A 22,455-nucleotide genomic window follows, 5' to 3' on the forward strand; every position below is an offset into this window, starting at 1 on the left:
CCGATTACCAGGGGACGACTCGGCCAAGATAATCCAGGTAATGGAGTCCGCCGCGCCCCTGATACGACTCCATGGTGTTAAGCACGTTGGGAATGCTTTCTTGGATACTTAAACGGGCCTTCGAGCTACCCATGTCCGTCCGCACCCAGCCAGGCGCCATAAGCAGCAAGGTCCGGCTGCCATTGTGCTTTGCCGCAAAACTACGCATAAACATGTTGAGTGCGGCCTTGCTGCTCCGATAGACCTCGTAATTGCCGTTGGTGTTATTGGCAAGACTACCCTGCCCTGACGACATCACGCCGATGGTTCCGGTGGGATTCACCAGATCCTGACATGCCTCGATCACGCGCATCGGACTCAATGAATTGGTCACCATGACGCGGACAAATTCCTCGGTCGAGACGCCTCCTATGGTTTCGCCGTCCTCATTTTTGACGCCGGCGTTTACAAAAAGGACATCGAGTTTTCGATCCGAAAGACGGGCTCGCAAAGCAGCGATTTGCTCTGGAAACATAATGTCGACCTCTTCGACTTCGAGTGCGCCATCAGAGGAGGCCGCGATCTGGCGAAGTTTGCCTGTCGAGCTGGCTCGCCCGGTGGCGATCACCCGCCAGCCGCGTTGCAGATATTCCTCGGCCATCGCGAATCCAAGGCCACGGGAGGCGCCGATAAGGAGGACGGTTTTCTGAGCTGTTGGATTTTCCACGATCTGATCCTGAAAGTAAGACCTGGCCACCCTATCGACGAATGGGATATGGCGGAAGGCGCACGGATGGAACTTATTACATGCACTAAACGCCTTATCTCGCCCTGGCGGCGATAGAATGGGCCATGGCCGAGCCCGACTTGAACCTGCTCATTGCACTCGACGCACTGCTTGCCGAGGGAAGCGTGGCGGGTGCCGCCCGACGCCTGGGATTGAGTGCCTCGGCCATGAGCCGAACGCTCACCCGGCTGCGCACCGCAACCAACGATGCTCTATTGGTTCGAGCAGGCAGGCATATGGTGCTGACGCCGCGTGCCGAGGAGCTTCGGGAACGCACACGGACCGTGGTTCAAGATGCACGCACCGTGCTTCGCCCGTCGGAGACCGAACTTGATATCGCGACGTTGCAGCGGGAATTCACGATCCGTGCGAACGATGGCTTCGTCGAGGCCTTTGGAGCCTTGCTTATCGCCGAGACAACCAAGGAAGCACCGTGGGTGCGCCTGCGCTTTGCCCCAAAGGCCGAGAAGACCTCGACATACCTGCGCGAAGGCCTGGTTGATCTTGAAATCGGCGTAGTCGCCGACATGGGCCCGGAAGTACGCGTGCAGGCGTTGTTTCGCGACCGCTTCATGGGGATTGTCAGAAAAGGACATCCCCTTGCCAAAAAGAAAATCGTTACACCCAAGCAGTATGTCGCTTTCGGCCACGTCGTCGCTTCACGCAAAGGGCGCACCGCCGGGCCGGTCGATGAAGCACTGGCCTCCCTGGGCCTGGAACGTAGCATCATCGCTGTTGTGCCGAGCTTTCAGGCCGTACTGACTGTGGCACAAGCCTCCGATCTGGTCGGACTTGTGCCTGCATCTTTCGTCGCGGATCAATCGCATCGTGAAGGCAATGCTTATGCAATGCATGCTTTCGAGCTGCCGGTAAAAACTCCAGGAATTACCGTATCCCAGATGTGGCACCCACGTCTGGATGGCGATCCCGCCCATCGCTGGCTTCGACAGCTGGTACTGACTGCTTGCCGCAGTCGGATACCGCTTTGATCGAAGCACTGTTACGCAAAGCAGGCTCTTCTAATAAATCTCAAGCGTTCCGCCTTCCATGGAGCGGACAAGATCGCCCAGCCACGCCTGCATATCGGCCCATACTATCGGCCGATCCTCGTCCGCTTTCCAAAACTCCAGGATCTGCCCAGGCTGACCGCCATCCTCCGCCGCCAGGTCCAGGCACAGGTAACTGCCGCCGCCGTTGCCAAGAAACGGGACCCATCCGCGGCGCCAGTATCGCGGGTCCTCAAAGTCGTAGCCGATCATGCCGTCCATCATGTCCTTGACCTCGGCGATATCGGCCAACGTCATCCACATGCGATTGAACTGCAGTGCCTCGAACGATTGCAAATCTTGGCCGTCCCTCCACTGATAAAGCTGGCGAAACATCATGGGGAGCTTAAGAGAAAACTGCGATTCAAAAGCCGCGAGATCCGCCTCTGATACCCCTGGTCGCAGGCCTGCATGGTAGTCAGGCCGGAGGGTCACGAGACACTGATCGAGTCTCGATATCAGTTCATTGTCCATTTGACTCAGCGTTCCATGGGACAGAAAGATAGTAGTGGGCTGCTGCATGCAAAAAAAGAGGGTAAGCCAAAGCCCACCCTTCAAATCGCATCGCTTGATTTGCTTATTTTTACCAGCTGACACCACCACCCATACCCACACTGGTTTCCGAACCCGATGCCGATGCACCGACGGAGATACTGGCTCGGTTATTGGAGAGCGCACGTTGGAAACCGACCGCGAGCGCGGCCTGACCGCTCTGGTTACCCACGCCCACACCGACCCTGTTCTGTCCCGACAAACCAGCCATATTGGCGGCCATCTGAGACTGAGCCATGCTCATCGAACCCACTCGGCTGATGCGTCGATCCTGCTGCTGAAAACGACGGTCAACCGAAGTCTGGAACTGATCCAGACGTTGATTCACTGCACCCACCTGGGTGTCGGTATAGGTCTTGGCGGTCTCGATCGCTTGCTGTGTCTGTTGAGTTACCTGACCCACCGTCGCCGCATCGCTGACCGCTACGCCGTCGCCCACATGGCCAATGACTTGGTCACCATTGTCCGTGACGGGGGCGCCCGTCACAGGGCCAATGGGAGCTACCTGCCCACCCGCCTCGACAGTCGTCAAACGGTCGCCCAGGCGATTGACCTGATCCTGCACGTCCCACAGCTCCCCACCGTTGACGGCATCCATGCTGCCGGGAGCGATTGAGCCCGCCATGACGTTGGTAATCCGCGTCCCCATAGCACCGCTAAGTGCAATGAGGCTCCGATTGGAACCTATGGCATAGGACACCGCATCCAGCACGCTGCCGTCACTACCCACCAATCCGGCTGACTTCAACTGACGCAGGTTGATCGCATCGGTATCTTGCGTGCCGTCTGCGACGTTGGTGATTTGACGTTCCGCGCCGGCCGCGCCTACAGAAACGCTGTTATCCCTGTCCGTCACGGAGCTCGAGCCAAGGGCAACCGAGTTGTCGTTTGGCGCGGCAGCCCGTAGACCTAAAGCCACTGAATTAGCGCCTGACGCCACCGCCACAGCGCCAATAGCTACGCCAGCGTAGCCACTGGCATTGGCTTTGGTCCCGAGTGCGTTACTACCCAGGCCAGTCGCACTGGCAAGCATACCGAGTGCCGTACTTTGAATGCCGAACGCATTAGCTCCTTCACCAACTGCGGTGCTGTTGGTGCCGTACGCCTTTGCCATATGACCGACTGCGACAGCATTACCACCCGTGCTCGCGGCATAGCGACCGATGGCCACAGCATTCGTGATCTGCGCCGAGGCACCGCTGCCCATGGCAATCGTGTCCTGCCCTTTGGCATTGGCGGCAGCACCCAACGCGATGGCATTGCTGCCATTGGCTTGCGCGGCGTTACCCATCGCCATGCTGTTTGTGCCGCTTGCAGTTGCAGCCGTTGCGCCACGGATCTTGATATAGGCGTCATCCAACGTCGCGGCGGTGCCGGTGGACGCCGTGTCGGCGGTATTCATCGCATTAGTGCTATTGGCGATGCACGTGCCTGTTGCATCTAACGACCCGGCGGCGCCCGTCGTCGCCACGCAGGCCGTGCCGACGATATTTTCGGTAGACGCAAACGCATTGGCACTGCTCAATCCAAGAGCCAACGCGATGGAAGCGGACAGCCCCACGATGGCCCTGGTCTTTCTGAAACCATAGGACGATGCGGAGCGTAGAGATATCGTGGTCTGAAAAGCGTGAGCACAATTCATGTCGAGAGTCCCAAGGTTAGGTCGAGCATCCCGTCGCTTCCCAGCGCGGCCAAACCTTAAGCATCCAATGCATTACCGGGGTACACGGACATGCTATGAACTGCCCAACCTCTGAACTATAAAAATAGTCCTAAAACTCAGACCCTCTCTAGATTTCGTACTATTTCGAAACCCACTATCGCCATGACGCAGGCAGAAGAAAGTAAATAAGAGAACCATTCTTATTTTCAAATCAAATGGCTCAGGCGCACGCCACGTCGCGAAAATGCAACGCAGCCGGCGACAGCGCCCTGCGCGGATAGGCAAGCACCAACTCAGCGCGTGCCGCCGTCTCGGGCAATGCCTTGAACACCACGCCATCGGGCAAGACCGATTTCGCTGAGTTCGGCGCGATAGTAATGCCCAGGCCCGCTTTCACCAGGCTGATCACCGAAGGCCATGAACTCGCTTCGTGCACGATGCGCGGCGAGAAGCCAGCCTGGATGCAGATGCTTGTGATGGTGTCATGCAGGCCCTGCGCTACCGGCCTGGGAAACAGAATAAACGATTCGTTGGCCAGGGCGGTCATGGCGATACGCTTCTTTCGAGCCAGCGGATGTTCCTCCGGCAATGCGAGAACAAAGCGCTCCTGGAACAGCGGCTCCGTTTCGATGCCCTCGTACTGAAACGGTGCGCGAAGGATAGCGATATCCAGATCCCCATGACTTAGCGCAGCGCCGATATCGAGCGATTCGCGATCATCCAGCCGCAACACTACCTGCGGGTGTTTGATACGGAACCGTCGAATGATGTCCGGAAGCACTCCGAACGCCGATGAGGCACCGAAACCAACGCGCAGCAGCCCGGCTTCCCCTTTGGCGACGTGCCGCACCGAGGCAATCGCTTCGGCGCGTTTGGCAAACAATGTCCTCGCCTGTTCCAACAGCTGCACACCCGCCGGCGTCAGCGTCACGCGTCGGCTCGTACGTATCAACAGCTCGACGTTTCCAGCTTGCGGATCTGCTGGCTGAAAGGCGGCTGCGCCATGCGCACCCGAGTAGCGGCTCGACCGAAGTGCAACTCCTCGGCCACCGCGACGAAAAGCTGCAATTGGCGAAACTCCACGATCAAGACCTCATAAGTATTAATAAGCTTCAAAAGATATATTGGTACGACATGATCCTGCCGTCTAGGATGCCCTGGCAGGTCACGCCGCCAGGGCCCTTATGAAAATGCTTTTATCTGTTTGCGCATTGCTATTGCCTTTACTCGGATCGGCTGTGCCCGGCCTCGCGAATGCCGGCTCCACGTCGTTACCATTTGGCGATACCGACCTCGCGGATAAGGACCCGGCACTCAAGTCGCGGCTCGATTTCGCGGAGCGCCACCTGCGTTATCCCGAGCTGATCAAGGACACGCTGGTGCCCCCGCAATGGTTTCGCGATGGCGAGCGCTTCGTGTATTGGGCAGCCACCGGCCCCCAGCGCGGCACCTGGGTGTTGATAGATGCCCGTAGCGGCACCGGCGCGCCATTGCTTTCGCCCGCCGAACTGTTGACGCAGCTCAGCCAGTTGCTACGGAAAAAGGTCGATACGCCGCCCTATCTATCGGCCCTCATCGCACCCGATCAAAAGCATCTGCTCTTTGCACATCAGGAGCACGCCTTCTCGCTGGACCTGTCCACGCATCAAATACGAGAGATGGCGGCCACGGATCCGCTAGCGCTGGGACTGTCTCCGGCCAACGCGCTCTCGCCCAATGGGCAGCAAGTCGCAGCACAGCGCGACAACGGATTTGCAGTGAGCGACAGCACTCGCACGCTGCTGGAACGCCGGGGCGAGGACAATCTCGGCTGGGAAGTCCCCAAGCATGCCTGGTCGCCGAATGGCCATTTCGTGATGGTCTGGCGTAACGACACGCGAGCAGTCCACAAGATCCCGATCGTCGACTACACCGATGCCATCGAAAAGGTGGCCATGATCCCGTATGCCAAGGTGGGAACGCCGCTGCCGCGTCAGGAGCTCTTTGTTGTCGCCCCCGCAACTGGACAGATGACGCCAATCGCCGCGCTCGAACAGGAAGAAGGCTATGACTGGTTGGTCGGATGGCGCCCGGACAGCAGCGAGGCGCTCATCGTGCATCTCTCGCGCGACGGCAAACGATTGGATCTGTCTGCCGTCGATCCGCGTACCGGAAAGGTCCGACGCCTGCTCCATGAAGAGCGCCCCGAAAGCTTCGTCGGCGGGCTCGACTTCTACGACACGGGCTGGGACCTGCAGGTATTTCCGCTGGACGACAATCAGCAGTTTTTATGGATGTCCGAGCGCGACGGCTGGCGTCATATCTATCGATACGACTATGCCGGCAAGTTGAAAGGCCGGGTCACCAAGGGCGCCTTCCCCGTCCATCAAGTAGTGAAGGCAACGCCCGACGGCACGTTATTGGTACTGGCTTCCGCCGAGCCAGGCGCGCCTTACGACCGTCTGCTCTATCGGACCGATCTGGCCGGATCGGCATGGCAGCGACTGACGCCGGATCCCGGTATGCATCGTGCTTATCCGTCGCCTTCGGGGCGCTATTACATCGACGGTCACTCCAGCCGTACTCAGCCTCGCGTGTGGGACGTGAATGCGATCGACAACGCCAGCACATTCCGCTACACGAAAGCCGACGTCAGCGCATTGGCTGCCATCCACTACGCACCGCCGGAACCCATTACCGCTTTGGCCGCCGACGGCGTCACGCCTTTGTACGGCGCGCTGTACAAGCCATGGGATTTCGATCCCAGGAAGCACTACCCCGTAATCGACTGCATCTACGCCGGGCCATTCACCACTGCAGTGCCCTGGAGCTACGTCGGCGTGTCCTTTGAAAGCCGCATCGCCGATGCGCTTGCGCAACTTGGCTTCATCACGTTGGTCATCGACGTGCGTGGCTCACCCGGCCGCGGCAAAGCGTTTCAAGACGTGAACTACGGACGGATCGGACAAACCGAGATACCCGACCATGTTGCCGTATTGAAACAAGTCGCCGTGAGCCGCCCCTATATGGACATGCAGCGTGTCGGCATCTACGGGCACTCCTGGGGTGGCTACTTCGCGCTACGCGGCATGCTGACCGCGCCGGATATCTTCAAGGCCGGCTACGCCGGTGCGCCGGGAGCACTCGAAGAAGATTCCATCGTCAACGAACCTTACCTGGGCTCGCCCAAAGCCAACCCCGCCGGCTATCGACTTGGCTCCAATATCCTGGCGGCCAGCAACCTGCGCGGTGCGCTCCGCATCATGCACGGCACCGCCGATATCAGTGCCTCCTTGTCGAGCACCATGCGCATGGTCGATGCGCTTATCCAGGCCGACAAGCATTTCGAACTGCTGATCATGCCCGGACAGGCACACAGTCCGGACGGGCCGGCGCAGCGCTATTACAACGATGATGTGAGGATGTTCTTTCTCAGGACGCTGGGGGAGTAAAGGGTTACTTACGGCAGTTCCCGCGATGTGCGCTTGTCGCACAATGGAAACGCCAAATTCCTGATGATCTGGGAGCACACGAAGAGCGGGCGATGGCAGCTGACGCGCGTCGTCAGCTATGGCCATCGTGCGCTGACGGATGAGGAAAAGGCTGCGCTGGCTAAAAAGCCAGCCGGACATGCTCTTCTCCGCGGGTGCATCAAGGCAGCACCGGTTCGATGCTCGCCCTATCGCGTCAAACGCCAGATGATCACGCCAGCGATGATCGCAGGCACCGCAAAAACGCCGAGAAGGACCGGCAGCTCATCCCGCAGCGAATAGCCGGCCTTGGCAACGCCTATCCACAGATTGACTAACGAAAGCGCTAGCCAGACTGGAAGAAAAGCCTTCGCGGCCGTTACCAGTGCGGGAGCACCGCTGCCCCAGAGGTGTCCAAACAGAAGGAAAAGTCCAAGAAGAATGGCTCCGCCGCCGATCATCAGGATGGTATGCATGGCATCAAGCTCCGCTCTTCAAAAATACGACCCGATAAGCCAAAGATATAGCAAATTGTGGTGTAGCTTCCGATCCAATGATTTGTATTGAGCCTGCACAGGGCGGCGACTGATTATCCAGGCACGTTGATTCGACGAAGCTGCTTTTCCACGTCAATGGGAAGGTGTCCATGATCCAACCGCATACTGGCACGTGGCTCTAGCCAAGAGCCGCTCGATGCATGGCGGATCAAACCTCCCAGTAGCCAACGCTCGCCAACATTTGCGTTCAGCGAAGTCAGGTTCGGGCATGGCGAGCCCGCGAGAACAGTCGTCCGGACGATCACCAGATCTTCGCGGACGCCCATCCACCACTTGATCGGGCGCACCATGGTATCGGTGATGACCCGCCCGTCCGCCTGATGATCTTCCTTCACCGCGGTCACCACTCCCGTGAGGATGGCTGTATCGGGTGGTTGCGCAGCCATCACAAATTCTCGAACCTGGTCTTTGGGTAGCAATGGCTTACAGGCGTTCGCCGCAGGCACTACCAAGGCACATGAACTGACGATCAGGCAGATGACATATTTTTTCACGGTAGGCCCCATTTGTTCGCTTCCCGAAGTAAACGTACTCGACTCACTAGCGGGGTCATCACCGTTGGCCTCGGTAATGTAAGCGCTGCGTTCCTCAGGGATCCCCGTGCTTACTTAATCAGCATCAGGTCGCCAACGGTCGTATCGCCAGCCTTCCAATCGTTGGCGCAAAAAAGAGGCTCGAACGTCAGCTTGTCCAAAGCGCATTTCGGTCCTTGCGCATGAACGCGGGTCGGTCGCCTGTCGGCAGGTGGCGGAAGTTCTCCAGGCGAACGATCCGCGTAGACCCTGCGTTTAAAAAGCGCAGTACCCGTACGTAGATTGAAATCCGTATCGGCGGTAAAAATCGGCTCGTCACCCAAGCCACCGGAGACAACATGGGTGCGCATCCCAATCAGCTCGAAAAAGCGATTGTTCCAATGAAACTGGTAAGTCGTATCCGCACCCTTCCATGCTGCCATCGTTACAAAGAGGTTGCCGGACTTGACCTCCGTGGAGGTCTGCACCTCCAGGCTGGAATTGCAGCCCAGGTTATCGGATACAACCGGCACCAGGGTGTTGTGCGGTGTACGCAACAACACATGCACTTCGCTGATCATGCATTTCTTGCGTCCCGTGGCGAGGATGACAACATCGGCAAGACCATCGCCATTCAAATCGCCCTCATCGGTATACACGTCCCAACCAGACGGAAGCTGAAGTGAGGCGATGTATTCGGCCGCAGTGCGAAATACATTCGACGCCTGCCCTGAGGTCGTTTCCTTCGCTGTGTCTTGCTGCGGGCACCCCGATGCCACACCGCAAGCCACGATTGCCAGTATCAGGCCGTTTATCCAGCGTGTTGTATTGCCCCCCCATCACCCCTCTCTTCTGCCTCGGATAACTGGCAGGTCACGACACGATGTTCGTTCTGGTTCAAAAGCACATAGAGGAACTAGCCACCCCTGTAATAAACGACATGAATTCGTGCCTTTGCTCCAGAAGACCTGATCGTCAGGGATCCGCTGAAGTCGCAACCCTCAACCCCTTCCTGGCAATTCATTTTTACATCCAACACGGCTATCACCTTGCCGGAACTGTCTGCAAAGTCATAGTGCGCCCCGGTGTTGCCAGTGCTCTTGTGGATCACGCGAAGTGGCACGTTGATGCCGTTCAACCGCATTACCGCGCCGGTTTCTTCGACATCCGTAAACCCAAGAACGCAGTCGCCAGAATGTGTCGAAGCGTCGTCCTTCTTCGGTGCATAAACATCCAGATTGGATTGGCACAGATCATTGGCCAGGCGCTGCACCACAGGACCATGGTTATGTGTTGACGCAAGCGATCGCTCGGGCAGGCACAGCAGGACCATCCCCATGCCAGTTGCCGATACGACGGCAAGGAACGAGTTTACTGAACCCACACCGGCCTCCCCCGAGTCATCTGCGGCAACTCAGCCGTTTCCCAATATCGGCCGCTGATGGGACAGCCTGAAGTTCCATTCAGGGCAGGCTTGGGGCAATCGCAGGCGTGACAAAGGCGTTCAGCGTCTTCGCCATTTCAGTGGTCCCGTTCCAGCCTAGCCCCTGATATAGCGGCTTGCCTTTCTCCGTTGCATGCAGAACGGCATAGCCAACGCCACGCCTGGCAAACTCCGCATCCGCCAGGGTCATCAATTCACGGGCCAATCCACGATTTCTGTAGCTTGGTTCAACAAAGACATTCAGGACATACCCGCGCTTGTCCTGCGTGGGATGCAAAGGGTGTGGCGGCCAGTCGATAAGCATCAGGCCGATTCCGGCAACAGGAGTGCCGCCGTCCGACATCACATAGCCAAAATAGGATCCATCCAGCAGCCGTGGCCTGACCCATTCGCGGAAATGCTCGGTCATGGGCATCAGAACATCATCGTTTCTACCCGCATCGCGAAACATCTCTTCGCGATGCCGACAAACGAGTTCAAGATCATCGGGATGGAGTAATCGAATATCCATGGTGTTCCGAGGTGACCAGATCAAGGTGTCGGCCGGAATTGAGGAAAGATTGAAAGCGGCTGCTTCGACAAGGGAACGGCAACACCCAAGAGCTTTTTATCGCTGAGCATTCCAGCATGTGGATTGGAGTCCTGCTCGCAGTGGATGTTTGCGAGAACCTTGCCGGCTCGCTCAACCAGTACGCCATTGCTCTCCGAGGCGCCGTCGTGCTGATAGGTTGGGTTGACCACCATGCTGTAAACCGAATACGTCGTATCTTTCTGCCTCAGACTGAGGAATATCAACATGCCTCTTTGGCCATCCCCCATGGATGCGCCCGTGGCGTATGTATCGAGAGGTTGGGGCCTGGATGGAAACTCGAGCTCTGTGCGGACATCCGTTCCGAATCGATATCGGATGTCCCCGAAAGCCGAGCCTCCGACAGCGCGCGCGCATACGGCAATCTTCTTGGCATGCCGTGTATCGCAAGCAAACAGTATCGTTTCGTCGGCATGGCACATCGTTCCCGGCAAGGAAGACCCGAAATAATCCTGTGCGTGAATCGAACCGGCGAGCAGCATTCCCGCGGCACAAACAGGCAGTCGCGCCACTGACCTGATAGTCCTTGCCCAGCTCATCCGCCCTCCTTTTTTGAATGCATTGTCGACCGGTTGCGTGATAAACAAATGGCTTTGCACCGTTACGCCACTGTCGGGCGTTCCATACAGGTACGACCGTCCCCAATCTCAATATAACGATTTGGTGCACCAAAGGCTCAAACAAATAAAAGCCCAGGTCGTCGTGAAAACCCGACCCGTAGTACACTTTTTGCAGCGCAAGGGTCCAAATAAGTGCATTCCGACCCGGTTTTTACCAGGGTTTCCCCAGTATTCGTAATCAGGCAATACGGAGTCCAGCATGGCTGCTACCCCTCTACTGGGGCCGACACAACCCGGCAGGCCGACTGACCACCAGGCCGCCGAAGCGCAGTTGAAGGATTTCTCCAAACGCATTGACCGCAGGCTCAGTGCACAATTTGGCCATCGCCGGCTGCGGCGCATGTTGCGCCCGATGCATTCGGCGGCGGAGAAGTCGCAGCCGGTCGCGCTCGGGGTTCCATCCAAATGGAGCCTCTTCATCGGGGGCGCGCCGCTGTTGCTGTTGATTCCCAAGGTTCGCATCCATGTACCGGTCATGAGCCACTGGCCTTTCCTGGCCTATACCGTGGCGGCCGTTGCCCTCGTCCTGACGTTCACTCTCGAACTGTTCGTGCTGCCCAAGCTGTCACTGGCCAAGTATCGGTTTGGCCTGATGCGGCTCGAGCACCGGCAAAGCGAAGGAACGTTCCCGGATACGTACGTACGCGCACCCGTGCGCGACAGCCGCTCCGGCTTCAACTCGGTCCAGTGGAAAAGCGCACGTGGCGTCGAGCCCGGCGATATCGTGGTTGCGGTCAACGATGCCAAGGACAACGGCGTAGCGCTTATCCTGCTACGGACGGAGGGACGGCTCCCGGTCATCGTGTGGTTTCGCAATCTCTATCAGGAGGATGTGCTGCCGCCGCTGTCGGAAGAGATCAAGGCGCTGGCCCATGCATTCGATGAATGCTGCGACCTCTTCCTGCAAGCCGGCCAGAAAGCCGAACGCAGCCGTGCGTTGCGCTCCAAACGCACCACCCCACCGGTACGCGATCCGGAACAGGCGTGGCGGGGCACCATCCTGCCTGTCGAAACGAAACACCGACTGATGGCGATGGCGGCGGATTTTGCCGCAGGCAAGCCGACGGCTCCCAACGGCCTCCTGCTCTTCGGTCCGCCGGGAACAGGCAAGACCCTGGTCGCCAAGGCGCTGGCCGACAGCATCGGCTGCGCCTTCTTCCCGCTGACGCTACCGGACTTGAAGGCCGCCTACATCGGCGAAAGCGGCGAGCGCGTCAGGGAGCTGTGGAACAAGGCCTTGGCCGAACCACGGGCAGTGATCTTCGTGGACGAGTGCGACGGCGTGTTCACACGGCGCGGAAGCATCAACACCGACCGCAACACCGAAGACGTAGTCAACGCTTTCATCGCCCAATGGGACGGTTTCAGCAAGCAGACCACCGTCATGGTCGTGGGCGCCACCAACCGGCAGGACCTGATCGACCCGGCCGTGCTGTCGCGGTTCGATGAACAGGTAAAGATCGGCCTACCGGACGCGATACAGCGCAAGGAGATCTTGCGTACGGCGCTGACCGAGCTGAACTTGTCCGCCGAGTTACCGGGTGCGACCGGTGAACTGACCGAAGGCTTGTCCGGACGCGATCTGGCCGGCATCGCCAAGCGGTTGGCGCGGGACATCGGCAGCGGTTCGGCGTTGGACCACGCCCTGCTCGAACGCCATGCATCCGCACTACGCCGGCAAGGCAGTACCGAGACGGCCGCCAGCGCGCGCTGGGACACACTGGTGTTACCGGACCCGACCATGAAGGACCTCAAGGCGACGGCCGGTCTGCTTGCGCATGCCGCCGTCTTTCAGGGCAAGGGCATCTCCGTGCCCCGCGGGCTGCTGCTGTATGGACCGCCCGGCACCGGAAAAACGCAGATCGCGCGCACGCTGGCCAACGAAACAGGATTGCGCTTCATCGCCGCGTCGACGGCGGACATCAAGCAAGGCTGGCTGGGACAAAGCGGTCAGAAAGTGCGCGAGCTGTTCGAGCGCGCGCGCGAATCGGCCCCGGCGCTGCTATTTATCGACGAGATCGACATCATCTCCGGCACCCGGGGCGGCAATGACAGCATGCAGACCGAAATCATCGGCCAGCTGCTGCAGGAGATGGATGGCGCCAAGGCAAGCCCGCAGCATGTCTTCGTACTGGCGGCCACCAATCGCATCGACCAGATCGATCCCGCCCTGCTCTCGCGCCTGCCCAAGCAGATCGAGATTCCCCTGCCCGACTCTCATGCGATACGCCGCTTGTTCGAGGTGATGCTCGCGGGCAAACCGCTGGCATTCGATCTGGAGCGAGAGGTCGCAAACCTTGTCGCGCATGCCCAGGGCTGGAGCGGCCGCGATCTGCGTAACTGGATCGAGCGTGCGGAGCAGAATGCTGTGATCAGGGCGATGGAAAATGGCGATCCGCAGTCGATCTCGTTGCGGCTGGAGGATTTTCGCGACGCGAGTCTGAGTCGCCCTTCGTCGGCGGATATGGATCGAGCCTTTCCTTGATACAAAACGTTCTTTTTATCTGCGCCCAGAATCGCCTTCGTAGCCCGACAGCGGAACAGGTCTTTGCGGACTGGCCCGGGATCGAAACCCAATCCGCGGGTGTTGGAAATGATGCCGACGTTCCAGTCACTCCGGAGCTACTGGCCTGGTCCGACACGATCTTCGTGATGGAAAAAATCCATCGCAGCAAGCTGTCCAAAAAGTTCGAGCGTGACTTGAAGGGGAAACGCGTCGTATGCCTGGACATCCCGGACGACTACGACTTCATGGAGCCTGCGTTGATCCAGGTTCTCAAGCGAAAGGTCATTCCATTTTTGCCGACACCCTAGAGCCTGTTAACGCTATTGCGTCACGAGCTGTGGTGGTGGCTTTCGACCCGGTCATTTGCATCGACTTTGGGCTGAGGGGGTTTGAACCCCTCCGTGCGTCCCCATGTCATCACGGTTATCACCACATCCAAAGGACCACGCATGTCTGCAGATCAAAAAGTAGCCTTGGTGACCGGCGCCACACGTGGCATCGGCCTGGAGACGGTACGTCAGCTGGCGCAAGCGGGAGTATTGACCTTGCTCGCGGGTCGCGACGCCACCCGGACCCGAGCCGCAGCGGAAACGCTCAAGGCCGAAGGCTTGCCCGTCGAGCCGATTGCCCTGGATGTCACCAGCACGGAAAGCATCGACCAAGCCGTCGCACAGGTGCAATCGCGCTTCGGCAAGCTCGACATCCTGGTCAACAACGCCGGCATCCTGGTCGATGAGTTGGGCAAGGCACCTTCGCAGCAGAGCCTCCAGGCCTGGCGCGAAACCTTCGACACCAATCTGTTCGCGGTCGTTGAAGTGACAAACGCCTTTCTGCCCTTATTGAAGAAAGCCCCTGCGGCACGCATCGTAAACGTGTCCAGTCAGTTGGGGTCTTTCGGCCTGCACACCGATCCGACGTCATCGATCTACAACTTCAAGATACCGGCCTACAACGTATCCAAGAGCGCGGTGAACGCCTGGACGGTGCACCTGTCCTATGAGCTGCGCGACACCCCCATCAAGGTCAATGCCATCCATCCTGGTTATGTACAGACCGAGATGAACGGCGGTCAGGGCGAAATCGACGTGCCTACCGGAGCAAAGAGCAGCGTTGGCATGGCCCTGATAGGCGCCGATGGCCCAACCGGCAGCTTTACTTACCTGGGCAAGACGCTGCCCTGGTAGGCCTGAAAAAAGCTTCTGTCAAAACACTGGACCTCTGAAGAAAACCTCCAGAACCCCGACATCGCCCCCGATTCCTTCGATGGATATGCCAGGTGACGGGCCAGTACGAGACGGTCTATGAAGAACTCCCCGACGCGAGGTCGGGGACAGTTCTGACCCGGATTTTGCATTATGGATATTGACGGCTGACTTCTATACTGGCCGCCACCTCGTCCATCTATCCATCCGACATGCTCCGAAGCAACCAGGTTCTCGTCACCGTAGGCACGGCCTGCACCATTTCTGCCGTGGGGTCGACCGAGACTTATCAGGCATTAGTCGCAGGGAGCGACGATTTCTTCCCGCTGGCGGCCTTCGATGCGGGGTTGGTCGAGCTGGATCCCACGGCGGATGACGCCGCGCAGGGTATGCGTTGGGCCGGCGGCGCGCATGCGGGCGAGCCGGTGACCCGGGAAGAACTGGTCCGCCTGCATGGCGATGCTCTGCGCGCCAATGCGGGCATCCGCCACGTGCCGGGCGTGCGCGAACTTGCGCCGCGTGTGGTCACCGATATTGCCGCCCCGCTCCCGCACGATCTGGAAACCGTAGGTTTGCGTCGACTGGCGGGTTTACGGTTCGACGATATCCGCGGTTCGAGCCTGAAGGACATGCACGGGCTGTTTCAGGACGATCCGTTGCTCAGCCCTTCGCTGCAGGCTCAACTGTTTGCCTATGGCGGCCTTGGCGCGCTGGCCGCATTGCCGCGACCACTTGCCGAGCTCGTGCCCAACCCGTTCGGCTTTCGCGTGGCCTCCGCGACGGCTTTCGGCGGCATGGATGCGTTGGGCCAGTGGCTGCGGCCGGATGCGCCACTGCCTGCAAACGGCATCCCCAAGGACACCTTTGCCGTCCGCCTGGCCCATTCGCTGGGCTCGCACGGGCCTGCCCTGGTGTCGACCATGCTGGCCCCGTCCTACAGCATCAGCCGCGTATTGAAGAACCCCGCATTGCGCGATTCGCTTCGCTCCGACGATGTGGGTTTCATGCGCGTGCCCCAGACCCCCATGACGGCCGTAGGCGCTTGCGCCTCCAGCCTCATCGCGCTGGCGGACGTCGCACCGCAGCTTCTATTCGACTACCCGGGTTTTCAGAAACCGCAGATGGTGCTGCTCACGGCCGCCGATGCCGCGCTACAACCCCGTTACGGCATCCTTGAAGCCTTCGGTGGCGGTGCGCTCATGACCGGCGAAAAGCTCGCCGCGAAGAATGCCGCCCATGCCGACGGCTCGACGCGCAGCGTTCATGACTCACTCGCTCCTTTCGACATCGACGCGGATGGCACCGTCGTCGGCCATGGCGGCTCGGGGCTGCTAATCACCACGCTCGAGTTCGCCTTGCGCAACCAGCTGGATATCACATCCATCATCGTCGGCTGGGGGCAAAGCGCCGAGGCCGGCGGCAAGGCCCACTTTGCGGGCGTGGGCTTTGGCGGCGAAAACGCGCTGGTCCAGGCGCTCGATATGGCGTATCAGGCGCACGGCTACGGCGTCGAAGACTTTCACTATCTGGCAGCACACGCCACCGGTACGCGTACCAATTCCAAGACCGATCTCGGTACGGCGTGGGCGGGACTACAAGGAGCGGCGCAGCGACAGCAGTTCCATGGCACGTTGCCAAAACTCTTTGTCGGTACGCCCAAGGCCGTGGGTGATGGGCACACCATGGGCGAAACAGGCCTGAAAGCCATGTCGCAAGCGCTGCAGTTCGTTTTGGGACGCACGGCGCCAGGCGTGCCCACCCTTCGTCGACTGGACCCCGAGCTGGCCGATATGGCCGCCCATTTCCATCTGCAAGCCGCTCCCTCGCCCGGCAATAGCAGCGGCGGCGCACTGTGCGTCACTCAGGGCTTTGGCGGCTATAACGGCGCGGTCGCGCTGCGCGCCGCCACACCCGAGGCACTCGCCCGCTACGTGTGCGACGAGCGCGCCCTTGCCAGCTACCTCGAGGCGTGGCCGACCATCCGTACCGAGCGAGCCAAACGCGAACGTTTGGCGCGGCGAAGCCCCAAGTTGGCGCTGGCCATGACCGAGCGCCATCGTTGGTCCGGGCTCGACTAAGTCTGGCCTTCAGCTACGCCTCCTAAATTTGTAGGAGCGACTTCAGTCGCGACCGGCACGCCTCATCGCAAGCTCTCGTCGCGACTGAAGTCGCTCCTACAAAACAGCTGGCCTGGTTTCTTCATGATCAGGTCATCGGCTCCAACATCAGCCCTGCAGCTGAGCCTTGTAGAATCCAGATAGCCAGTCCAAACACTAGCCTATTCTCGGCAACTGCCAACCGAACCGAACGGCCGCTACTCGCAACGCGAAGCACACGACGAAGCCCAGCACCGCCGCCACGGCCGGCGGGCACCCAAGCCGACGACCGACGACGACGACCAGCGCACCGAGTAAAGCCGCGCTCGCATAGATGTCCGCGACCAGCACGACAGGCACGCGTGCAAGCAGCATGTCGCGCATGACACCGCCACCGCAACCGGTTATCGCGCCCATCAGGATGGCGATAAACGGGTTGATCTTGAAGTCGAGTGCTTTCTCTGCACCGGCCACGGCAAACAATGCGAGGCCGGCCGCATCGAGCGTCGTCAAGAGCACTGCAGGCACGGTCTCGATCTGCGTATGAATCAGAAACGTAACCAACCCGGTGACAAACGCCAGCACCGGATAACGCCAGTCGCGGATCGCGCTCGGCGGCGTCGCGCCGATCAACAAATCACGGATCACGCCGCCGCCAAGCGCGACCATGAATGACAGTACCAATACGCCGAGCAGATCCAGCCCGGCGCGAATAGCGGCGCTGGCACCTTCGATCGCGAACACCACCGTGCCCGCCAGATCGGCGGCGAGCACGACCCGCTTGCGGATCACCGCCGAATCCCATCCGAAAGCGTGATCACTCACCGTCAGCGTCCCATCCTCGACATTTGAACACCGTCATAGAGCGCCCCCAAAATTCTCCGCCGATAAAAGCACGGGGATAGTTAAATGGACTAACCAGCATGGCTTGGCTTTGTCGCTAACAATGCACTTGCTGCGCGTTCCAAACCAGGATCGGTATTCCGCTGGATGCTCTTGATCGTGGGTGAAACAGCGATGGTGGGGAGCAAGCCCACGCCCTCGAAAACCGTTCCATCGGAGGCACGATCATTTCTCGTGCAGACTCGCGCGCGACCGCCGCCGGGCAGCTGGAAAGGCATCGGCTGTCCGGTGCTTCCGGCTGTTGCCTCCCCTACCGTGACACCCCGGTGCATCGCATTGAATGCGGCAACGAAATCTTCCGCCGCCGAAAAAGTGCGCGCACTGGTCAAGACCGCAACCGCCACATCGACGTGGTTGGTCGGATCGGCCGGGACTTCGAACGGAGCGATATCCTTCCAGCCCGGCAGCACGCCGCGCGCACGGTCTGCCGCAATATAGGTTCTTGTTCGCATCATCGGACCGCGAATCGGTTTCCGGGTCAGCATCTGCAGCAGATCCACGGGTGTGCTGCCGCCACCGTTGGCGCGAACGTCAATGACCAACCCCTTGGAGGAATTGATGAGCGGCAAGTTCGCGAGCAGTGCCTTTGCCCCCTGCGTGTCCTCGAACTCATCAATCGTAAGGACGGCGATCCCATCCGGTCTCATCTTGAAAGACGTCCCGGGTTTTTCAAACTTCGATTGTTCCTTCAGCGTCAGCCGCGTCAGCACACGTTCCTCTTCCTTGCCTTCGGCATTCCTCACCGTGACGTGGAACTGACTGCCGGCATGTCCGCTGAGCAACGCATAATCGAAGGTGCGTACCTGAAGATCCTGAGGTGTCGAAGAACTCTGGTAAGGCGCAACCTCGCGCTCTGCATAGCGCTGTATGTCTTCACCATCGATTTTCAAAAGCACATCGCCCACGCGCCAGTGCTGTGCGAGCAACGCAGGATCCGCGACCCTCGTCACTACAACGGCATTCTCCACAAGCTGCGTGCCCAGCCCAGGTGCACCATAAAATGCGTCCTGGAGCGGCTCGGGGGGATACACGTTTGTATGGCCGTCCTTTAGCAGCGCCGCAAACCGCATCAACACGCGGTAATACGCTTCGGTGGATGTTGTTGCCCGCACTTTGGGCAAGAAGTCCACGTAGGTCTGATTCCAGTCCAAATCGGGCTGCCGGTCGAAGAATGCAAAGTTGAAGCGAGCCTCCGACCACACCGTAGACAATCCCGCGACCTTGGCGTCGTCACTGAGGTTCGGGGCGAGGGGCAAGCTCTGTCCGGGCTCCTGAGCCCACAAGCGTTCCCGAGCACGCGCGGCGGCTACAAGCTGGGTGAATCGGGGGTCACCATGAAGCGATTCGAGATCAGTGTCCGTTGCCAGGTGCTCCGCGGGAACGCTGCCTCCCTGGGCTTCCGAAGCCATGAGGGCATCCATCGCCTTTTCCTTCCGCCCTGCGAGCGCCTCAAAGCATGCGAGCTCGTACATGGCGGTATTCCAATGCCAATCCATGCCCTCCGGGCCAGCCGCATAGAACGGCTCAAGGAGTGCCGCCGCTTCGGCGTATTGCTTGGCCTCATATAATTTGAGTGATTCGGTGTAACGCTCGGGTAGGCTGGTAGCCGACGCAGGCGCTTGCTGGGCTGCTGCGGTGAGCATGGACCCGAAGGCCACGAGAAAGAAAATCACACGCCTTCGCGTCTGCGTCTTGATCATGTCGTCTGTGTCCCCTGTGGGTCGAACGCCCACCACCTTATTTAGGGTCAATGAGGCATACGGGTCAATACGCCATGTTCGAGGTTACTGATCAAGCTGGCCGGCTCGGTTTGTGGTTTCAACGCAACAGGTTGGGGCTGAGGACAGCCGGAGTTACACGACGACCGCGACCTGCACCTAATTAACTACCTTCTAACCTTTGCGCAAAACTTCCCCCATGCAGACACGGTTATGCACTTCGCATTCACGCGTTGAACGACTGAACCTGACTGCTTCCCCCTATGACATCGAAAGCCAGCTGACAATTTAATGGTTATTACGAATGTCGCGGTCGCTGCATGGGCATACTCCAGGCCGCCATCTACAAGAACGACCCGTGATTGCATTTGGACGAAGCAACGGCTCGCCCTGCGTGTCGATCACGGTGCTCTTCTTGCCACGCCATGACATAGGGAGTCATCCGCTTTGAGCAATCAACGTATTTTGAGTATGGCCATCGGAGCAAGTTTTTGCGTGGGTACGCTGCTCCTTGGCGGTTGCAATCAGCAGCCCGAGCAGGCGCCCGCAGCGGCGCCTGCCGCCGCATCAACCGCACCGTCAACGGCACCAGCGTCGTCGGCAGCGCCGGCCTCGGCATATACGCCCCCCACCGCCGACCAGTTGTACCAACTGGTCGCGCCAATCGCGCTCTTTCCCGACAAGCTGGTAGCACAGGTACTGGCCGGCTCGACGTATCCCGACCAGATAACGGCGGCTGACAATTTATTAGTGCAGAGCCCGAACTTGAAGGGTGCGTTATTGCAGGCGGCAGTCGATCCACAGCCGTGGGATCCAAGCGTGAAGGGACTGACGGCGTTTCCGTCGACGCTGGATCAGATGGCAAAGAACATCCAGTGGACCACTGCTCTTGGCGAGGCTTACGTCAACGACCCCACCGACGTCGTCAACGCGATCCAGGTCATGCGTCAACGCGCGTCTGCGCATGGCAACCTGCGCAGCACGCAACAACAGCGTGTGGAAACCAGGGTGGTCCAAGCGGCCGCGCCCGATAATCCCACGTACGTCGACGACAGTGAAAGCCAACCGGTCTATTCGGGCCCCTCCGTGGTCCCCGCACCTGAGCAGGTCATCGAGATCGAGCCGACTCAACCCGATACCGTGTATGTGCCCAGTTACGATCCGCAAGCGGTGTACGGTGGCGATGTCGGTTATTACCCGAGCTACACCTATGAGCGCCCTTCGTATAGCGGGAGCGACCTGGTAGCTGTCGGTGCGGTGACGTTTGGCGTCGCCATTCTTGTCGGTGCGATGCACGATCACCACCGCGATGGCGGCGACTGGCACTCATGGGGCATGAACTGGGGCGGCGGCCGCGGTGGCAATGAAGGCGGTGGCGGCTGGCATCGACCTGCTGTGGTCTATAACAACCAGACCTACGTCTCGCGCTCGACAACTGTAGTCAATCGCTACACGACGAATAACATCACCAACATCAACAGTAACAACCGCACCGTTACCAACAACAACGGCAACATCGTCAACAATCGAAACACGACCAACAACATCAATAACAGCGTCAACAACAGCAACAACAATAGCCACAATCAGATTGCGCAGAATCGCGAGGTGACGAACCATGTCGATAACCGACAGTTCGACCATCGCAATGGACCCAACGGCCCTGCCCCGGCGGCAGCGCCTGCACAGCCCAACCATATGACGATGCCTAACTTCTCGCAGGCTCGGCAACCGGCAGCGGCGAACAATGCGCACCCGATGGCCTCCCATGCGCCCGTTCCGCAACCGCATGAAGCGCAGCCGCGAGTCGATGAACGGCATGCTCCTGCACCGCGTCCGCAGGAAGCGTTCCATCAGCCCGTGAACGCGCCTCACGCGCAGCCACCGCAGCCGACTCAAATCCCCCACGCGGCACCGGCTCCGCATCCGGCCATGCCGCAGCCGCGCCCCGCCGAGCACATGCAGGCACCGCATCAACAGCCCGAACAACACGCGCAGCCTGCGCCGCATCCCCAGCCACAACACCAGCAACCGGCGCCACGCCCTCAACCCGAGGCGCGTCCTCAACCAGAGCCGCGCCCTCAGCCGGAGGCACGTCCAGCGCCGCAACACGAGAACCCGCAACCTCATCCGGCGCCGCAGCAAAATCATCCGCAAAAGGCCCCGCCGCCGCACCCGGAAAAGAAAGACGATAAAGATCACCACTGAGCGGTACCGTAGATTTTGATCGCAATGAAAAGCCCCTGGCGTCGTCGCCAGGGGCTTTTACGGATCTCCGTAGCAACGTTGTGTCGCTTTACCGCATACGACAGCGAGCGCATGCTGTTGACCGGCTGTCGAGTCGCTCGATCCGTCTACTGTATCAACCCGCTTGGAGGGATGGCCCTCGTGAAAACCCGTCTATTCCTGTTTGCGACGCTGGCACTGGCGTTTGCCAGCCCCTTCGCTCACGCCGACCAATCCGATACGAAGCAGGGCATCAAGCAAGACACCAAAGACGCCGCCACGAAGACCGGACACGCCGCGCGTGACGTCGGCCATGCCACCGCCAATGGCGCAAGGAAAGTCGGTCATGCCACGGCCAACGGTGCACGCGCGGTCGGCCACGGCTTCCGCGATGCGGCGCACGCGACCAAGTGCGGGGTCAAGCATGTTTTCAACAAGGCCTGCTAACGCGGCGAGAACAAGTAAAACGCGAGGCTGCGGTGTGATAAGGAAACCACGACATTTATGACTACCATTTACCACTTTGACAAAGAACAACGACTTAGGCCAGGGCAAGTCATCCAGATCCGAGCCCACCACTTTTCACCGCTAGGGAGAAAGGTTGCG

The 22,455-nt window shown here is 59.6% G+C and carries 22 protein-coding genes; 9 read left to right on the forward strand and 13 right to left on the reverse strand.

Features of this window, described 5'->3' with window-relative positions; genetic code table 11:
- Positions 1 to 4: 4 nt before the first annotated feature.
- Positions 5 to 706: an SDR family NAD(P)-dependent oxidoreductase gene (locus tag QMG46_RS18045; protein WP_345781774.1), complete on the reverse strand. Its 702-nt coding sequence runs from the start codon at positions 704 to 706 to the stop codon at positions 5 to 7.
- Positions 707 to 831: 125 nt separating this feature from the next.
- On the opposite strand from QMG46_RS18045, the gene QMG46_RS18050 reads away from it, so the two are divergent.
- Positions 832 to 1,755, forward strand: a complete 924-nt coding sequence (locus QMG46_RS18050; RefSeq protein WP_281849243.1) for a LysR family transcriptional regulator — start codon at positions 832 to 834, stop codon at positions 1,753 to 1,755.
- 30 nt (positions 1,756 to 1,785) lie between these two features.
- Here QMG46_RS18050 and QMG46_RS18055 read toward each other — a convergent pair whose 3' ends face one another.
- Positions 1,786 to 2,286, reverse strand: a complete 501-nt coding sequence (locus QMG46_RS18055) for an SMI1/KNR4 family protein (RefSeq protein ID WP_281849244.1) — start codon at positions 2,284 to 2,286, stop codon at positions 1,786 to 1,788.
- Between the two features lie 109 nt (positions 2,287 to 2,395).
- Positions 2,396 to 3,766 (reverse strand): YadA-like family protein, encoded by a 1,371-nt coding sequence (locus QMG46_RS18060; protein ID WP_281849245.1) that lies wholly within the window; start codon positions 3,764 to 3,766, stop codon positions 2,396 to 2,398.
- Here QMG46_RS18060 and QMG46_RS18065 point away from each other — a divergent pair.
- Positions 3,750 to 3,953 carry a hypothetical protein gene (locus QMG46_RS18065; protein WP_281849246.1) on the forward strand — a complete coding sequence of 68 codons (204 nt, stop codon included), beginning with the start codon at positions 3,750 to 3,752 and terminating at the stop codon, positions 3,951 to 3,953. The genes QMG46_RS18060 and QMG46_RS18065 overlap by 17 nt on opposite strands.
- A 294-nt stretch (positions 3,954 to 4,247) precedes the next feature.
- Here the strand turns inward: QMG46_RS18065 and QMG46_RS18070 are convergent, their stop codons facing one another.
- Together QMG46_RS18070 and QMG46_RS18075 are read right to left on the reverse strand one after the other, a co-directional pair.
- The gene (locus QMG46_RS18070) at positions 4,248 to 4,958 is read right to left on the reverse strand and encodes a LysR family substrate-binding domain-containing protein (RefSeq protein WP_281849247.1); all 711 of its coding nucleotides are present in this window, start codon (positions 4,956 to 4,958) and stop codon (positions 4,248 to 4,250) included.
- Between the two features lie 17 nt (positions 4,959 to 4,975).
- On the reverse strand, positions 4,976 to 5,143 hold the full coding sequence (locus QMG46_RS18075; RefSeq protein WP_281849248.1) for a LysR family transcriptional regulator: 168 nt from the start codon (positions 5,141 to 5,143) through the stop codon (positions 4,976 to 4,978).
- Positions 5,144 to 5,265: 122 nt separating this feature from the next.
- On the opposite strand from QMG46_RS18075, the gene QMG46_RS18080 reads away from it, so the two are divergent.
- Entirely contained in the window at positions 5,266 to 7,458 is a 2,193-nt protein-coding gene (locus QMG46_RS18080) for a S9 family peptidase (RefSeq protein ID WP_281849249.1), read from the forward strand.
- A 227-nt stretch (positions 7,459 to 7,685) separates the two neighbouring features.
- On the opposite strand, the gene QMG46_RS18085 is transcribed toward QMG46_RS18080, so the two are convergent.
- The 6 genes from QMG46_RS18085 to QMG46_RS18110 all read right to left on the reverse strand — a co-directional run bounded on the left by QMG46_RS18085 (position 7,686) and on the right by QMG46_RS18110 (position 11,177).
- On the reverse strand, positions 7,686 to 7,952 hold the full coding sequence (locus tag QMG46_RS18085) for a hypothetical protein (RefSeq protein ID WP_281849250.1): 267 nt from the start codon (positions 7,950 to 7,952) through the stop codon (positions 7,686 to 7,688).
- 113 nt (positions 7,953 to 8,065) lie between these two features.
- A complete protein-coding gene (locus QMG46_RS18090) occupies positions 8,066 to 8,527 on the reverse strand; it encodes a hypothetical protein (protein WP_281849251.1) in 462 nt (153 codons plus the stop codon).
- Between the two features lie 110 nt (positions 8,528 to 8,637).
- Positions 8,638 to 9,204 carry a hypothetical protein gene (locus tag QMG46_RS18095; protein ID WP_281849252.1) on the reverse strand — a complete coding sequence of 189 codons (567 nt, stop codon included), beginning with the start codon at positions 9,202 to 9,204 and terminating at the stop codon, positions 8,638 to 8,640.
- A gap of 257 nt (positions 9,205 to 9,461) precedes the next feature.
- Positions 9,462 to 9,929 (reverse strand): hypothetical protein, encoded by a 468-nt coding sequence (locus QMG46_RS18100; protein WP_281849254.1) that lies wholly within the window; start codon positions 9,927 to 9,929, stop codon positions 9,462 to 9,464.
- A gap of 79 nt (positions 9,930 to 10,008) precedes the next feature.
- Positions 10,009 to 10,500: a GNAT family N-acetyltransferase gene (locus QMG46_RS18105; protein WP_281849255.1), complete on the reverse strand. Its 492-nt coding sequence runs from the start codon at positions 10,498 to 10,500 to the stop codon at positions 10,009 to 10,011.
- 20 nt (positions 10,501 to 10,520) lie between these two features.
- Positions 10,521 to 11,177 carry a hypothetical protein gene (locus tag QMG46_RS18110; RefSeq protein WP_281849257.1) on the reverse strand — a complete coding sequence of 219 codons (657 nt, stop codon included), beginning with the start codon at positions 11,175 to 11,177 and terminating at the stop codon, positions 10,521 to 10,523.
- Between the two features lie 220 nt (positions 11,178 to 11,397).
- Here QMG46_RS18110 and QMG46_RS18115 point away from each other — a divergent pair, with 220 nt between their 5' ends.
- The 4 genes from QMG46_RS18115 (at position 11,398) to QMG46_RS18130 (ending at position 16,984) form a co-directional block, all read left to right on the forward strand.
- Positions 11,398 to 13,683, forward strand: a complete 2,286-nt coding sequence (locus QMG46_RS18115; RefSeq protein ID WP_281849258.1) for an AAA family ATPase — start codon at positions 11,398 to 11,400, stop codon at positions 13,681 to 13,683.
- Entirely contained in the window at positions 13,680 to 14,012 is a 333-nt protein-coding gene (locus tag QMG46_RS18120; RefSeq protein WP_281849259.1) for a low molecular weight protein tyrosine phosphatase family protein, read from the forward strand. The genes QMG46_RS18115 and QMG46_RS18120 overlap by 4 nt, the downstream gene beginning before the upstream one ends.
- Before the next feature lie 141 nt (positions 14,013 to 14,153).
- A complete protein-coding gene (locus QMG46_RS18125; RefSeq protein ID WP_281849260.1) occupies positions 14,154 to 14,888 on the forward strand; it encodes an SDR family oxidoreductase in 735 nt (244 codons plus the stop codon).
- Positions 14,889 to 15,118: 230 nt separating this feature from the next.
- Positions 15,119 to 16,984 carry a beta-ketoacyl-[acyl-carrier-protein] synthase family protein gene (locus QMG46_RS18130; RefSeq protein ID WP_281849261.1) on the forward strand — a complete coding sequence of 622 codons (1,866 nt, stop codon included), beginning with the start codon at positions 15,119 to 15,121 and terminating at the stop codon, positions 16,982 to 16,984.
- A gap of 195 nt (positions 16,985 to 17,179) precedes the next feature.
- Here the strand turns inward: QMG46_RS18130 and QMG46_RS18135 are convergent, their stop codons facing one another.
- Both QMG46_RS18135 and QMG46_RS18140 read right to left on the reverse strand, forming a co-directional pair.
- On the reverse strand, positions 17,180 to 17,827 hold the full coding sequence (locus tag QMG46_RS18135) for a trimeric intracellular cation channel family protein (RefSeq protein WP_281849262.1): 648 nt from the start codon (positions 17,825 to 17,827) through the stop codon (positions 17,180 to 17,182).
- Between the two features lie 89 nt (positions 17,828 to 17,916).
- A complete protein-coding gene (locus tag QMG46_RS18140; protein ID WP_281849263.1) occupies positions 17,917 to 19,605 on the reverse strand; it encodes a S41 family peptidase in 1,689 nt (562 codons plus the stop codon).
- Between the two features lie 513 nt (positions 19,606 to 20,118).
- On the opposite strand from QMG46_RS18140, the gene QMG46_RS18145 reads away from it, so the two are divergent.
- Positions 20,119 to 21,831 (forward strand): DUF3300 domain-containing protein, encoded by a 1,713-nt coding sequence (locus tag QMG46_RS18145; protein ID WP_281849264.1) that lies wholly within the window; start codon positions 20,119 to 20,121, stop codon positions 21,829 to 21,831.
- A gap of 180 nt (positions 21,832 to 22,011) precedes the next feature.
- Positions 22,012 to 22,296 (forward strand): hypothetical protein, encoded by a 285-nt coding sequence (locus tag QMG46_RS18150; RefSeq protein ID WP_281849265.1) that lies wholly within the window; start codon positions 22,012 to 22,014, stop codon positions 22,294 to 22,296.
- The last annotated feature ends 159 nt before the right edge of the window (positions 22,297 to 22,455 follow it).

The organism is Dyella sp. GSA-30 (assembly GCF_027924605.1).
Classification (GTDB): Bacteria; Pseudomonadota; Gammaproteobacteria; order Xanthomonadales; family Rhodanobacteraceae; genus GSA-30.